Source organism: Microbacterium sp. (assembly GCF_047607225.1).
Lineage (GTDB): Bacteria > Actinomycetota > Actinomycetes > Actinomycetales > Microbacteriaceae > Microbacterium.
Genome location: NZ_JASGDO010000069.1, coordinates 94603 through 109226 on the forward strand (window position 1 = coordinate 94603; position 14624 = coordinate 109226).

Genomic DNA, 14624 nt, shown 5'->3' on the forward strand with positions numbered 1-14624 from the left:
GAGCCCCGACGCACCCCCGTCACCGGCGTGCGGCGTATCGTGGGGGAACATCTCCCGGACGGAAGGAGCGGAGTGGACGGTCTCGGTCAGCGCGTGCTGGTGATCGCCTTCGACGGCTGGAACGATGCCGGCGAGGCCGCATCGGCCGCGGTCGCTCATCTTCGAGCCTCCGGAACCTATGAGGAGTCCTACAGCGTCGACCCCGAGCTGTACTTCGACTATCAGTACACCCGACCCCAGGTCCGACTCACCTCTGAGGGCGCGCGCGAGATCGTCTGGCCCGATGCCACGCTGTGGCGACCGCCGGCGTCGAACGGCGCGGCGCCCCGGCTCTGGCTGTTGACCGGCGTGGAGCCCGCGCGAGCGTGGCAGGCCTTCGCCGCAGAGATCGTCGACGCCGCCCTGAGCGAAGACGTGACCGGAATCGTGGCGCTCGGGTCGATGATGTCAGACGTCCCTCACACCCGTCCCATCTCCGTGTTCGCCGGAAGCGACAACGACAACCTGCGCACCTCGCTCGGTCTGGAGCGACCCACGTACGAGGGGCCGGTCGGGATCCTCAGCGTCGTCGCCGCAGCCGCCGAGGATGCGGGCATCCCGACCGTCGCCCTCTGGGCGAGCGTTCCGGCGTACGTGGCCGGGCACTCCCCCTCACCCAAGGCGACCCTCGCGCTCCTGGACCGGCTCGGCGACATCACCGGCGCAGAGATCCCCCGCGGCGAGCTCCCGGCAGAGGCCCTCGCGTGGGAGGCCTCGATCGATGCGGCCGCGGCGGACGACGAGGAGATGACCGAGTACATCCGGCAGCTCGAGGCGACGCGCGACACCTGGGACTCCCCCGAGGCGTCGGGTGATGCGATCGCGCAGGAGTTCGAACGCTACCTGCGTCGCGGCGGCGAAGGACCGTCGAAGCCCGGGCGCGACGACCCCCGCCGCTGAGCACTCTGTGCGGCTCAGTACGCCTGGAGCACGCCCGTCGCCAGCAGGATCAGCAGCACGACGCCCAGACCGAGCCGGTAGAGCACGAACGGCAGGAAGCTGCCGCGCTTGAGGTACTGCATCAGGAAGGCGATGACCGCGAGCCCCACGGCGAACGCGACGACCGTCGCCACCCCAGTCTGCAGCATCGTGAAGGCCTGCGTCCCCGGCTCCCGCAACGCGTGGAAGAGCTCGTAGAGGCCGCTGCCGAACACCGCGGGAACGGCGAGGAGGAAAGCGACCTCCGCCGCTGCGGGACGCGTGTATCCGAGCGCGAGCCCCATCGTCGTGGTCGCTCCGGAACGGGAGACCCCCGGGATGAGGGCGAGCGCCTGCGCGAATCCGAGCGCGAGGCCGTGCGGGTAGGTGAGGTCCTTCTCGCGACGATTGCGTGCGCCGAGCGCATCCGCGATACCGAGGATGAGGCCGAAGACGATCAGGACGATCGCCACGAGCCACAGGTTTCGGAACGTGTCGCGGATGACGTCTTGGAACAGGAACCCCAGAACCCCGATGGGCAACGTCCCGATGATGACGATCCATCCCATCCGGGCATCGGGGTCGTTGCGCGGCACGCGGCCGGACAGGGAGCGGAACCACTGCGCGATGATGTGGGTGATGCGGTTCCAGAAGTAGACCAGAACGGCCAGCTCGGTGCCGATCTGCGTGATGGCGGTGAAGGTGGCGCCAGGATCCTGCGCGGCGGGGAGGAACTCCCCCACGATCCGAAGATGCGCGCTGGAGGAGATGGGGAGGAACTCGGTCAAGCCTTGGACGATGCCCAGGATGATCGCGTCGAAGAACGAGCCCATGGTGGCCTCTCAGTAGTCGCGGATGAGGTCGGTCAGCACCCGCTGGCCGAAGACGAGGGCGTCGATCGGAACGCGCTCGTCGACGCCGTGGAACATGCCGGTGAAGTCGAGATCGGCGGGCAGGCGAAGGGGGGCGAACCCATAGCCGGCGATCCCCAGTTGTGCGAGAGCCTTGTTGTCGGTGCCGCCGCCCATGAGATACGGGATCACCGGAACGCCGGGGTCATGGCGGCCGAGGGCCGCAACCATCGCCTCAGCGAGCGGGCCGGAGAAGGGCACCTCGAGCCCGATGTCGCGGTGCGAGACGTCCACGACGATGTCGTCTCCCACGATCCGCTGGATCTCGGCCAGCACCTCGTCCTCGCGACCCGGGAGCGTGCGCACGTCGATCGTCGCGACGGCCGCATCGGGGATCACGTTGTGCTTATAGCCGGCGGTGAGCCCCGTGGGATTGGTCGTGGTGCGAAGCGTCGACTTCAAGAATCCCGAGGCGGCGCCGGTCGCGTCGGCGACGGCGTCGGGATCGGACGGGTCACCGCCGCACAGCGCAGCGATCCCGTCGATCGTCTGTCGTGTCGTGTCGGTGAGCGCGATCGGCCACGAGGTGCGGCCGATCGCGGCGACGGCCTCGGCGAGACGGGTGACGGCGTTGTCGGGGTGGAACCTGCTGCCGTGGCCGGCGGTGCCCCGCGCCCGCAGCCGGAGCCAGACCAGCGCCTTCTCCCCCACCTGCAGCAGGTAGGCACGCTGTCCCGCCACCGGGATCGAGTACCCGCCCACCTCGCTGATCGCCTCGGTGGCCCCCCGGAACCACTCCGGCCGATCGCGGACGACCAGTTCGGAGCCTTCGACGCCGCCATTCTCCTCATCGGCGAAGAAGGTGACGACGAGATCGCGGGCGGGCTGCTCGCCGGCGCGCAAGAGGTCCGCGACCGACGTCAGGATCATCGCGTCCATGTCCTTCATGTCCACGGCCCCGCGCCCCCACAGCATGCCGTCACGGATCACACCCGCGAACGGGTCGACGCTCCAGTCCTCGGCGACTGCCGGGACGACATCCAGGTGACCGTGGAGCACCAGGGCCGGAAGCGACGGGTCCCGTCCCGGAATTCGCACACTCAGGTTCGTCCGCCGGTCGACGGGTTCGTAGTAGTCGGGCTGCAGACCCAGCGACTCCAGGAATGCGCCGACATACTCCGCCGCCTCGCGCTCCCCGCGCGCGCGGCCCTCTCCCCAGTTGGTGGTGTCGAAGCGGATCAGGTCTCGGGCGACACGCGCGACCTCGGGAAGGTCGTCAATCTCGGGCATGCGCTCCACGGTACCGGGTCGGTGCGGCCGCATCGCGCTCGGCGCGGCTGCCGCGACCCCTCAGGCGGCGCACAATGCTGCCTCCCTGCCACGGAACCCACTGAACGCGCCACCTGAGCGGGCTGGGCAGGGGGCTGAGCGGGCTGGGCAGCGGGCTGGACAAGGGCCGGGAACGAGACAACCCCCGACCGGAGAATCCCCGGTCGGGGGTTGTTTTCGTTCTGTGCGCGAGGGGGGACTTGAACCCCCACGCCCGATAAAGGGCACTAGCACCTCAAGCTAGCGCGTCTACCTATTCCGCCACCCGCGCATGGGTGTGTGGTTGTCACCAACCGAGGACCGAGCCTAGCACGTTCGGCGGGGCCCGACGAATCGGCTAGGTGGCCGACACCCCGAACAGGAGACCGAGAAGATACGTGATCGCGGCCGCTCCGAAACCGATCGCGAGCTGGCGCAGACCCCGCCGTAGCGGCGGCGCACCCGAGAGCAGACCGACGGTCGCTCCCGTGGCGACGAGGGCGAGCCCGACCAGCCCCAACGCCAGCAGCACGGCGGACCAACCCGACAGGCCGAACAGCCACGGGAGGACGGGGATGATGGCCCCCGAGGCGAAGAAGAGGAAGCTCGATCCCGCGGCGCCCAGAGCACTTCCGACCACTTCGTGCTCGCCGGCGGCCTCGCGCGGACGGATGAACGGGGCCGAGCCGTCCGAACGCTGGGCCGCGCCGACGACGGAACGGGCGTGCTCGAGGGCCTCGTCGGCGTCCATGCCGCGAGTGCGATAGACGAGGGCCAGCTCGTTCGCGTCCAGATCGAGATCGGCGAGCACATCGTGGCCATAGGTGTTGGGCTCTGTCGCATCGAGCAGCTCACGCTGCGACCGGACCGAGACGTACTCCCCCGCGCCCATCGACAGCGCGCCGGCGAGAAGGCCGGCGATACCGCTGAAGAGGACGAACTGGGGAGCGACACCGGTCGCGCCGATGCCCATGACCAGGGCGAGGTTGGAGACGAGGCCGTCGTTGGCCCCGAACACCGCTGCCCGGAAGGTGCCCGACAGCCGGCGCCGCCCGCGGGCGGCGAGGCCTCGGACGACCTCGCCGTGGATCTTCTCGTCGGCCACCATGCGCGGCGTGGCGAACGGCTCGGTGTCGTACGGCGAGCGCGCTTCGGCGTTCTGCGCCAGCGCGAGGACGAAGATGGAGCCGAACTTCCCGGCCATCCATCCCAGCGCCCGCGACCGCGTGCTGGCTCGTGGCAAGCGATCGGGCTCGCCGCCCAGCAGCTCCTGCCAGTGCTCCTCGTGACGCCCCTCCGCCTCAGCGAGGGCGAGCAGGATCTCTCGCTCCTCCCCCGACCGCCTCCCGGCGAGCTCCCGGTAGACCTGCGCCTCGGCCCGCTCGTCGGCGAGGTACTGCGCCCAGCGGCGGCGGTCTCGAGCGGACGGCTCGGTGGGGGGTGCGGCGTTCACTGCTTCTCCAGGTCGGCGAGGGGGACGATCCACGGTATCCAGGCCGGAGGCGCCGACAGTCGCGTTCGGCGGAACTGCCAGCATTTCGGGCAGCCGTAGGAAGCGGCTCCTCCCCGTCCGAGGAGGACAGGACAGCTCAGGAGCGCACGCGGGAACGGAGCACGTCGATGCGCACCTGCAATTGTGCGACGGTCGCTCGGGCGAGTTCCGGCCCGCCGCAGATCCGGCGCAGTTCGGCGTGAACGGCGCCGTGCGGTTGCCCGCTCTGACGCGCGTAGAGCCCCACGAGGCTGTTGAGGAGCTGGCGCTGCTCGCGGAGGGTCCGGTGCAGGGGGGCGGGGAGGGAGTCTTCCACCTCGGTGGTCTCGGTCGGGCTGGCCGCTCGCTCCCGCGCGCGCCGGTGACGCGACTGGCGCGCTTGACGTTGCATCAGCAGTTCGTGGACGTGCTCGGGCTCCAGGAGCCCCGGCAGGCCCAGGAACTCCTCTTCCTCGGGCGTGCCGGGCACTGCCAGCTGTCCGAACTCCTTGCCGTCGTAGAGCACCCGGTCGAAGTGGGCGACGGATCCGAGCGCCTGATAGGTGAACTCCTCGGTCAGGGCGTCGGAGGCGCTGTCCTCCCGCTCAGCCGACTCGAGGAGATCGTCGTCGAGGCCATCCTCCCCGTCGCTCTCGCGGTCGAGCGCATGGTCGCGCTCCCGCTCCATTTCGCCGGCGAGGTTCAGGAGGGGCGGCACGTGCGGAAGGAAGACCGAGGCGGTCTCCCCGCGGCGGCGTGCGCGCACGAATCGGCCGATCGCCTGCGCGAAGAAGAGCGGCGTGGACGCGCTCGTGGCATAGACCCCGACCGACAGCCGAGGAACGTCCACGCCCTCGGACACCATCCGCACCGCGACCATCCACCGCGTGGTCGACTGCGAGAATGTCTCGATCCGCCCCGAGGCGGCCTTGTCGTCGGAGAGCACGACGGTCGGCGCCTCCCCGGTGATGTCGCGCAGGATCGCGGCGTAGGCGCGGGCAGCGGTCTGATCCGTCGCGATCACGAGCCCCCCGGCGTCGGGCACCTCCTGGCGCACCTCCGACAGCCGCCGGTCGGCCGACTGCAGAACGGCGGGGATCCAGTCGCCTTCGGGATCGAGGGCGGTTCGCCACGCCTGCGACGTGACGTCCTTCGTGTTGTCCTGGCCGAGATGGGCTTCCAGCTCGTCGCCGGCCCGCGTCCGCCAGCGCATCTTCCCGGCGTAGACGAGGAAGAGCACGGGACGCACGACGCCGTCGGCGAGCGCCCTCCCGTACCCGTAGCTGTAGTCGGTGCGGGAGAGCCGGATGCCCTTCTCGTTGGGGTGGTACTCGACGAAGGGGATCGGCGCGGTGTCGCTGCGGAAGGGCGTCCCCGACAGCAGGAGTCGGCGCGTGGCCCGTCCGTACGCCTCACGGAGGGCGTCGCCCCAGCTGAGCGCGTCGCCGCCGTGATGGACCTCGTCGAGGATCACGAGGGTGCGGGCGTCCATCGTCAGGCGCTGATGGACGGAGGCCTTCACGGCGACCTGCGCGTAGGTCACCGCCACACCGTGGTAGTGGCGCGCCGGGGCATGGTGCCGGTTGCTGAAGCGGGGGTCGAGACGAATGGACACCCGGGCGGCCGCGTCCGCCCACTGCGTCTTCAGGTGCTCGGTCGGTGCGACGACCACGATACGATCCACGACACCGCGTCGCAGGAGCTCGGAGGCGAGCCGGAGGGCGAAGGTGGTCTTTCCGGCGCCGGGGGTGGCGGCGGCGAGGAAGTCGCGCGGGCCTTTGCCGACCCCGTCTGGTCCGTCGGCGTCGAAGTAGGCTTCGAGCGCCTCCGCCTGCCACGCACGGAGGTTCTGCGCCGTCCCCCAGGGTGCTCGCTGCGGGAAGGCGGGTGAGAGGTGCTCAGCGGCGAAGCTCCCGAAGTGGGACCCTTCGTTCCCCGCCTGCTCGTCCGCCGTCACGAGTGACCACCCTAAACGCTGGGCGCGAGGGGTAGCCTCGAAACGACCACGAGTCGAGGAACAGATGCGCAACAACGAACCGACACCCGACGATCACCGCTCCCCCTACGTCCCGAACGACTCGCCCCATCCGTGGCGGCGCATGGTGTCGCTCGGCGACTCGTTCACGGAGGGGATCGGCGACCCCATCCCGGGCACGCCGGGCGCGCACCGGGGCTGGGCCGACCGTGTCGCCGAGGTGCTCGGCTCACAGGTCGAGGATTTCGCCTACGCCAACCTCGCGGTGCGCGGCAAGCTCATCGGCCAGATCGTCGCCGACCAGGTGGAGCCGGCGATCGCTCTCAATCCCGACCTCATCACGTTCTCCGCCGGAGGCAACGACGTGATCCGCCCGGGAGGCGACCCCGATGCCGTCGCCGCGTTGTTCGAAGACGCGGTCGTCCGGTTGTCGTCGCGCGGTGCGACGCTCGTCGTCTTCACCGGCATCGACACCAACTTCACGCCCGTCTTCCGAGGGATCCGCGGGCGGGTGGCGATCTACAACGAGAACATCCGAGCCATCGCCGAGCGCCATGATTGCGTCGTCGCCGACCAGTGGGCGTTGAAAGAAGTGCAGGACATGCGGTTCTTCGACGACGACCGGCTGCACCTGAACGCCCTGGGGCATCACGAGATGGCGCGGATGGTGCTGCGCACCCTCAACGTCCCCAATGATCTCCAGCCCATGCAGCCCGATCCCCTCCCCTCCTTGACGTGGCGCGAGGCGCGGGCGAACGACATCGTGTGGGCGCGGCAGCACCTCGTGCCGTGGGTGCTCCGGCGCGTGCGTCACCAGTCGTCGGGCGATCACATCACTGCGAAGCGACCCGAGCCGCTGCCGATCGAGACGGTCGCCCCGGGGCCCGATCGCGATGCGCGTCCGGGCAGTCCCGCCTAGACGAAGCGGCGGCGGTCTCGGGATCAGCGCAACGCCCACAGGGCGACCGCGGAGGCCGCGGCGACGTTGAGCGAGTCGACGCCGCCGGCCATCGGGATCGTCACGACGGTGTCGGCGGCCTCCAGCGCGCGGCGCGACAGGCCGTCGCCTTCCGTGCCGAGGACGAGGGCGACCCCCTGCGGACGCCCGGCCGCGAAGGCGTCGAGGGCGACCGCCTCTTCGGCGAGGGCCAATGCCGCGATGTGCAGCCCCGCCGTGTGCAACTGCTCGCGCGCCTCCGGCCACTCCGGCAATCGTGTCCACGGGATTTGGAAGACCGTTCCCATGCTCACCCGGATGCTGCGCCGATAGAGCGGGTCGGCGCACCGCGGCGTCACGAGCACGGCATCTGCACCGAGGCCAGCGGCACCCCGGAACGCGGCTCCGACGTTGGTGTGGTCGACGATGTCCTCCAGCACGAGCACGGTTCGCGCGCCCGCGACCACCTCGGCGACGGAGCGGAGCGCGGGGCGGTGCATGGCGGCGAGGGCGCCACGATGGACGGCGTATCCCGTCACCTGCTCCGCCACCCGGTCGGACACGACATACACCGGCGCACCGACGGCGCCGGCCGCCGCGAGGAGACCCTCGATGTCGGCGAGCCACTTCTCCTGCACCAGCACGGAACGCGGGTGGTGCCCGGCGGCAAGGGCACGCGCGATGACCTTGGCGGACTCGGCGATGTACAGCCCCTCCTGCGGTTCGCGCACGCGGCGCAGCGCCACGTCGGTGAGGTCGCGATAGTCCGAGAGCCGCGGGTCGGCAGGGTCGTCGATAGAGACGGCGGGAGGCGGCGTGGTCGGCTCGGACGCGGAGATCGGCACGCCTCCACTGTGTCACGGCATGACCTCTCGCAACCGACGCGCGCGTGCGGGCCGACGAAACACAACCGAAAACCGGACGGCGTAGAGTGCAGTCGACGACCTGGGGAGAAGGCGAGCGCGATGACGACGGTGGTGCACGACGACGCGGCGACGTCCGCGGACATCGATCGCGCCGTCGAGGCCCTCGCGGGGCGTCGTGTCGCCGTCCTCACCGGTGCCGGTGTGTCGACGGACTCCGGCATCCCCGACTATCGCGGCAAGGGAGCGCCGGTACGCACGCCGATGACGGCGCAGCAGTTCCTCGCGAACGACGACGCCCGTCGGCGGTACTGGGTGGGGAGCCACCTCGGCTGGCGTGCCTTCGCGGCCGCCGCCCCCAACGCCGGTCACGCGGCGCTGGCCGAGATGGAGCGCACGGGAGCGGTCAGCGGAGTCGTGACGCAGAACGTCGACGGCCTTCACCTTCGCGCCGGAAGCCACCGGGTCGTCGAACTGCACGGCACGATGCGCCGCGTCTTGTGCACCCACTGCGGACAGGTCTTCGACCGGCGGGACCTCGCCGCACGGGTCGAGGCGGACAATCCCTGGATCACGGTTCCCGAGCGCGTCGCCCTCGGACCCGACGGCGACGTCCTTCCCGAGAGCACGGAGGGATTCCGCGTGCCCTCATGCACCGTGTGCGGCGGGCTGCTCAAGCCCGATGTCGTGTTCTTCGGCGAGTTCGTCCCCCTGGAGAAGTTCCGCGAGGCGGAGCAGCTCCTCCGCGGGAGCGATGCACTCCTGGTGGCAGGCTCCTCGCTCGTGGTCAACTCCGGAGTGCGACTGGTCGAACGCGCCCGTCGACGCCGGATCCCGATCGTCATCGTCAACCGGGGCCAGACCCGCGCCGACAGCACCGCGACCGTGAAGATCGATGCCGGGACGACCGAAGTGCTGCAGGCCTTGTCCGCTGCGCTCACCGGCTGAACCGGCGCTCCGCCCCACGCGTCGAGGTTAGGCTCGAAGGGTGACCACGTTGACCCTCGTCCGGCACGGAGAGACCGACTGGAACGCCCGACGGCTGATCCAGGGCTCGACCGACATCCCCCTCAACGACACCGGCCGGCAGCAGGCACGTGAGGCGGCCGAGAGCCTGCGGTCGCGGCTCGACCTCGACGCACCACTCGTGGTCGCCTCCAGCGACCTCTCCCGCGCCCGGGAGACGGCGAGCATCATCGCGGACGTCCTCGGCGCGACCACGCCGCGGGCGTACCCCGCCCTCCGCGAGCGGGGCTATGGCGAGGCCGAGGGCGTCGGGATCGAGCAGTTCCGCGAGACGTGGGGCGCGTGGGAAGACGCGATCGTCCCCGGCGCGGAGGCCTGGGCCGACGTGCGGGTGCGGGCCATCGCGGGCCTGCGCGCCGCGATCCGCGATGCCCGCCGCGAGACCTTCCCGCTCGCGCCGTCGCTCGTCGTCGTCTCCCACGGCGCGCTCATCCGGGAGCTCATCCGTCACGCGACCGGCGGCGCCTTCCCCGCGGCCGGCGAACGCCTCGCGAACGGGTCCGCGCACACGTTCCTCATGGAGCGTGACCGGTTGAGCCTGCTCGATTACGCGGGCATCGCTTCCTGACCCTCTCCGCCTCACCGCGCGGGGAGACCCGCGCCACGTGCTCAGTAGTGTGGTCAGCGTGAGCGACGACACCGTCTTGCTGCGCAGACGAAACGACGACCAGGGCCTGTTCGCCCCGGACCAGGACAGGGCGTTCGTGGACGAGGCGATTCCTCCCGAACGACTGGCGGAGATCCGCAAGGCGCGGCTCTGGGCCCCGAACGAAGATCCGATCGAGCGGCTTCCCGAGGTGATCGCTCAGATGCCGAACCTCACGTCGCTCACGATCAGCGGAGGTGGCGCCCGCCCCTCGATGGTGGCGGAGCTCCGCGAGGGGGATCTCCCGGACACGGTGGAAGAGCTCCGCGTTCACTCCGAGCAGGGTCGCGTGCTCGCGTGGCCCGGCGGACTCGTGCTGCCGCGCCTCACGTCGCTCTTCGTCAGCGACGTGCTCCGCTTCGACGCCGGTGCCTTCCCCCGACTCCGACGCCTGTCGATCACGCCCGATCGTGCCCTGGCGAACGTGAGGGAAGGGCTCCAGCTGCCCATCGATGAGCTGAACCTCCTCCGACTTCCGCTCGACGAGCGCGTCTTCGACCTCGTGTCGGCCCGGCCCCTCCGTCATCTCGGCCTGATCTCGGGCACCAAGCTGAGCTCTCTGGACGGGATCCAGTCCCTGGGCGGGCTCGAGTCATTGCGTCTGAAGAACCTCCGAGCCCTCTCGGACATCTCCGCTCTGCGAGAACTTCCAGACCTGAAACGCCTCGACATCCAGTACTGCCGCAGACTCGGCGGCATCGATGTGCTCGGCGACCTGCCCGCGCTCGCGCGACTCACGCTAGTCGGCTGCGGCGAGGTCGGACTGGCCGCGATTCAGGACGTCATCGACCGGATTCCGGCCACGATGATCGGCGCGACGACATGAGGCTCGGAGACGAAGAGCGAATGCGGCACGGGGGCCGGTGAGCGCGAGCTACGCGGCCGCGCGGCGCAGCACGGTGCGCGCGTGCCGGAGCACCGGCTCATCGACCATCCGTCCGCGGAAACGGAAGACGCCGCCCTCGGTCTCGGCGGCGGCGATCACATCGCGCGCCCAGGCCAGCTCGGCATCGCTCGGCCGGTAGGCCTCGCGGATCGTCTCCACCTGAGAGGGATGGATGCAGGCCGTCGCTGCAAAGCCGTTGGCCGCCGCATCGTTCGCCTCGCGGCGAAGCCCTCGCACGTCCGCGATGTCGAGGTGGACCGCGTCGATGGCGGCCTTCCCCGCGGCACCGGCAGCCAGGAGCACACGCGAGCGTGCGTAGCGCGCGATGTCGCGGTACGCACCGCGTGGCTTCCGGCTGGAGGTCCCCCCGAGAGAGGCGACCAGGTCTTCGGCCCCCCACATGAGGGCGACGACGTTCTCGCGGGACGCCAGCCGCTCCGCCGCCGCGACGCCGCGTGCCGTCTCGCAGAGCGCAATGACGCGGAAGCGCGGGTCGATGCGCTCGATGCGCTTCGGGGACTCCGCCTTGGCGATCATGATCGTGCGGTAGTCCGTCTGCGAGAGGGTCGCGAGATCCGACGCGAAGGACTCACCGCCCACGTGGTTGACGCGCACCACGACGCGCGACGGGTCGAGCGGCCTGTCGATCAGATGGCCGCGCGCAGCGGCCTTCGCACCTTCCGCCACGGCGTCCTCGAGGTCGAGGATGACCGCGTCGGAACGCTCCATCGCCTTCTCGAATCGCTCCGGCCGGTCGGCGGGACAGAACAGCAGGGCGGGGCCCAGGTCGAAGCTCCGGCTCGTCTCCATCACCTCGTCAGGCTATCCGTCAGGCGACGCCGAGCGCGCGGGCGATCACGAGCAGCTGCACTTCGGTCGTCCCCTCGCCGATCTCCAGGACCTTCGAGTCACGGAAATGCCGTGCCGACGCGTACTCGTTCATGAAGCCGTTGCCGCCGAGGATCTGCGTGGCGTCGCGCGCGTTGTCCATCGCCGCGTCACTGGCCGTGAGCTTCGCGATCGCCGCCTCCGCCTTGAACGGCAGTCCGCTGTCTCGGAGACGGGCGGCGTGCTGCCAGCCGAGCCGGGCGTTGTGCACGCGTTGACGCATCCGGGCAAGGGTGAACTGCACGTGCTGCCGGGAGGCGAGCGGTTCGCCGAAGACACGACGGGACGTGGCGTAGGCGAGCGCCTCTTCCAGGCACCCCTCCGCGGCGCCGGTGGAGAGTGCGGCGATCGCGATACGGCCTTCATCGAGGATGTTCAGGAAGTTGGCGTACCCCCTCCCCTGCTCGCCGAGCAGGTTCGCCGCCGGCACCCGCACGCCGTCGAAGGTGAGGGGGTGGGTGTCCGACGCGTGCCAGCCGACCTTGTCGTACGCCGGCCCCACCCGGAAGCCCGGCGCATCGGCCGGAACGATCAGGGTGGAGATCTCCTTCCGACCGTCGTGTTCGCCGGTGACGGCGGTCACCGTGACGAAGCGGGTCAGCGGCGTGCCGGAGTTCGTGATGAACTGCTTCGCGCCGTCGATCACCCACTCTTCGCCTTCCCGTCGCGCCGTCGTGCGCGTCGCACCGGCGTCGGACCCCGCTTCGGGCTCCGTGAGTCCGAACCCGGCCAACGCTTCCCCCCGCAGCAACGACGGGAGGAGCTCCCGCTTCTGCTCCTCGGTGCCGAAGCGATAGACGGGCATCGCACCCAGGCCGACGCCGGCCTCCAGGGTGATCGCCAGCGACTGATCCACGCGGGCGATGGCCTCGATCGCCAGGCACAGGGCGAAGTAGTCGCCGCCCTGACCCCCGTACTCCTCGGGGAACGGCAGCCCGAACAGTCCCAGCTCTCCCATCCCCGCCACGACGTCCAGCGGAAGGGTCTTGGTCCGATCCGCCTCGTACGACCGCGGAGCGACCACCTGCTCCGCGAAATCGCGCACGAGCGCTGCGAGCTCGCGCTCCTCTTCGGTCATGTTCATGTCATCCCCATCGACGTCACGAAGGCCCCCGGCGCTTGCTGGCGAGAGACGCACTCGGTTAGCTTGCACTCACCGACATTTCGAGGTTAGCGAGGGTTAACTGAGATGGCAACGGGAGTCACCGACCGCGAGCGCGCCAAGGCAGACCGCCACCGCTCACTCGTGCGTGCTGCGGCGCGTCTGTTCGCCGAGCGAGGATATGCGGGGGTGACGCTGGAGGATCTCGGTGCGCAGGTAGGGATCAGCGGGCCAGCCCTCTACCGCCACTTCCGCAACAAGCAGGCGCTCCTGGCCGAGATCCTGCTGGGGGTCAGCGAACGGCTCCTCGCCGGCGGACGAGCCGCCCGAGACGAGCACCCCCCTGCCGCCGAGGCACTGCCCGCGTTGGTCGACTTCCACGTCGCGTTCGCACTGGCCGACGCCGACGTCATCCGCATCCAGGACCACGACCTCGATCAACTGCCGGCCGAGACGCGCGCGCGGGTGCGAGATCTGCAGCGGCAGTACCTCGACATCTGGGTCGACGTGCTCCACGCGCTCCGTCCCGAGCGGACGGCTCCGGAGAACCGCACGCGCGCGCTGGCCGCGATCGGCCTGATCAACTCCACGCCTCACAGCGCCCGCGTCGGCACGCGGGAGTCAGCGCACGGCATCCTCCGGGAGATGGCGCTCGCCGCATTGCGGACGTGACGCGCAATCCCGACGCGAGGGAGTTCGGCCCCGATCAGGCGAGCAGGAGCGTGCGGGCAGGATCGCGCAGGACCTCGCCGACGGCGCGAAGGAACCGCGCGCCCTGCTCCCCGTCGACGGCCCGGTGATCGAAGGACAGACTCAGCGTGAGCACGTCGCGCAATGCCACCTCCCCCCGGTGCTCCCAAGGCTGCCGTCGGACAGCGCCCACCCCAAGGATTCCTGCCTCACCAGGATTGAGGATCGGGGTGCCGGCGTCCACGCCGAAGACGCCGAAGTTCGTGAGGGAGAAGGTGCTCCCCCGGAGGCGGTCGAGCGGCGTCCGCCCGTCTCGGGCGGTACGAGCGAGGTCGCCGATTGCTTCCGCCACCTCGACGAGCGAGAGACGCTCGGCGTGTGGGATGTGCGGGACGACGAGCCCTCGCTCCGTCGCAGCCGCGATCCCGAGATGAACGTGTCGGTACTGGACGATCTCCCCGGCTGGCTCGTCCCAGTGGGCATTGAGCTCGGGATGACGGGGAAGCGCGAGGCACACCGCCTTCGCGACGAGGGCCAGCACCCCGACGCGGACCTCGCCGGTGGTGCCGTCGTGACGTAGGTCGTCGAGGAAGCGCATCGAGCGCGTGACGTCGACGCCCAGGAAGACCGTCACATGCGGCGCGGTGAAGGCGCTCTCGACCATGGCGGCGGCCGTCGCCTTGCGGACGCCGCGGATCGGGATGCGCGTCTCATCGGCGCCCAGGCCCTCCGCGGACGACCCGGACCCTGCCGTCACCGGATCCGTGGGCCGGTCGTGAGCGGCCGCTCGGGTCGCGGCCGCGCGTTCGACGTCGGCGCGCGTGATGAGCCGATCGGGACCCGTCGGCTCGATGGCCGCGAGGTCCACGCCGAGGTCTCTCGCAAGCGTGCGAACGGGTGGCGTGGAACGCGGACGTTCCCGCACAGAACCGTCCTCGGCCAGCGCGTCGACGGCGTCGTGCGGGGCAGCAGCGCGGGCGCCGACCTCGCTGTCCGGCGCACCCTCGTGTGGCCCGCGCCGCGG

14 protein-coding genes and 1 tRNA gene are annotated in these 14624 nt (G+C 70.5%); 6 read left to right on the forward strand and 9 right to left on the reverse strand.

All coding sequences use genetic code 11. The features are described 5' to 3' along the window. The first annotated feature begins 72 nt into the window (after window positions 1-72). Window positions 73-939 carry a PAC2 family protein gene (locus QM591_RS14540; RefSeq protein WP_415133309.1) on the forward strand — a complete coding sequence of 289 codons (867 nt, stop codon included), beginning with the start codon at window positions 73-75 and terminating at the stop codon, window positions 937-939. 14 nt (window positions 940-953) lie between these two features. On the opposite strand, the gene QM591_RS14545 is transcribed toward QM591_RS14540, so the two are convergent. The 5 genes from QM591_RS14545 to QM591_RS14565 form a co-directional block, all read right to left on the reverse strand. After that, a complete protein-coding gene (locus tag QM591_RS14545) occupies window positions 954-1790 on the reverse strand; it encodes an undecaprenyl-diphosphate phosphatase (protein ID WP_415133311.1) in 837 nt (278 codons plus the stop codon). A gap of 9 nt (window positions 1791-1799) precedes the next feature. Continuing rightward, window positions 1800-3098, reverse strand: coding sequence for a M20/M25/M40 family metallo-hydrolase (locus QM591_RS14550; protein ID WP_415133313.1), 1299 nt, complete (start codon window positions 3096-3098; stop codon window positions 1800-1802). 224 nt (window positions 3099-3322) lie between these two features. Beyond that, window positions 3323-3408: transfer RNA gene (locus QM591_RS14555), tRNA-Leu, on the reverse strand. A gap of 66 nt (window positions 3409-3474) precedes the next feature. Then, complete coding sequence (locus QM591_RS14560; RefSeq protein ID WP_415133315.1) at window positions 3475-4569, reverse strand: VIT1/CCC1 transporter family protein; 1095 nt, start codon at window positions 4567-4569, stop codon at window positions 3475-3477. A 136-nt stretch (window positions 4570-4705) separates the two neighbouring features. Further along, window positions 4706-6544: a DEAD/DEAH box helicase gene (locus QM591_RS14565; protein WP_415133317.1), complete on the reverse strand. Its 1839-nt coding sequence runs from the start codon at window positions 6542-6544 to the stop codon at window positions 4706-4708. 64 nt (window positions 6545-6608) lie between these two features. Between QM591_RS14565 and QM591_RS14570 the strand changes: the two genes are divergently transcribed. Next, a complete protein-coding gene (locus QM591_RS14570) occupies window positions 6609-7481 on the forward strand; it encodes an SGNH/GDSL hydrolase family protein (RefSeq protein WP_415133319.1) in 873 nt (290 codons plus the stop codon). A gap of 23 nt (window positions 7482-7504) precedes the next feature. Here QM591_RS14570 and QM591_RS14575 read toward each other — a convergent pair whose 3' ends face one another. After that, complete coding sequence (locus QM591_RS14575) at window positions 7505-8344, reverse strand: TrmH family RNA methyltransferase (protein WP_415133321.1); 840 nt, start codon at window positions 8342-8344, stop codon at window positions 7505-7507. Between the two features lie 120 nt (window positions 8345-8464). Between QM591_RS14575 and QM591_RS14580 the strand changes: the two genes are divergently transcribed. From QM591_RS14580 to QM591_RS14590, 3 genes are read left to right on the forward strand one after another with little or no spacing between them, the layout of a single operon-like run. After that, entirely contained in the window at window positions 8465-9310 is an 846-nt protein-coding gene (locus tag QM591_RS14580; protein ID WP_415133323.1) for a Sir2 family NAD-dependent protein deacetylase, read from the forward strand. Window positions 9311-9350: 40 nt separating this feature from the next. Beyond that, window positions 9351-9956, forward strand: coding sequence for a histidine phosphatase family protein (locus QM591_RS14585; protein ID WP_415133325.1), 606 nt, complete (start codon window positions 9351-9353; stop codon window positions 9954-9956). A gap of 58 nt (window positions 9957-10014) precedes the next feature. Further along, window positions 10015-10860, forward strand: a complete 846-nt coding sequence (locus QM591_RS14590; RefSeq protein ID WP_415133327.1) for a hypothetical protein — start codon at window positions 10015-10017, stop codon at window positions 10858-10860. Between the two features lie 48 nt (window positions 10861-10908). Here the strand turns inward: QM591_RS14590 and QM591_RS14595 are convergent, their stop codons facing one another. After that, on the reverse strand, window positions 10909-11730 hold the full coding sequence (locus tag QM591_RS14595) for an HpcH/HpaI aldolase/citrate lyase family protein (RefSeq protein WP_415133343.1): 822 nt from the start codon (window positions 11728-11730) through the stop codon (window positions 10909-10911). Between the two features lie 19 nt (window positions 11731-11749). After that, a complete protein-coding gene (locus QM591_RS14600) occupies window positions 11750-12892 on the reverse strand; it encodes an acyl-CoA dehydrogenase family protein (RefSeq protein WP_415133329.1) in 1143 nt (380 codons plus the stop codon). 105 nt (window positions 12893-12997) lie between these two features. On the opposite strand from QM591_RS14600, the gene QM591_RS14605 reads away from it, so the two are divergent. Beyond that, window positions 12998-13582, forward strand: a complete 585-nt coding sequence (locus tag QM591_RS14605; RefSeq protein WP_415133331.1) for a TetR/AcrR family transcriptional regulator — start codon at window positions 12998-13000, stop codon at window positions 13580-13582. A 34-nt stretch (window positions 13583-13616) separates the two neighbouring features. On the opposite strand, the gene QM591_RS14610 is transcribed toward QM591_RS14605, so the two are convergent. Next, the coding region (locus QM591_RS14610) for a dihydrolipoamide acetyltransferase family protein (protein WP_415133333.1) at window positions 13617-14624 on the reverse strand (1008 nt) is incomplete at its 5' end.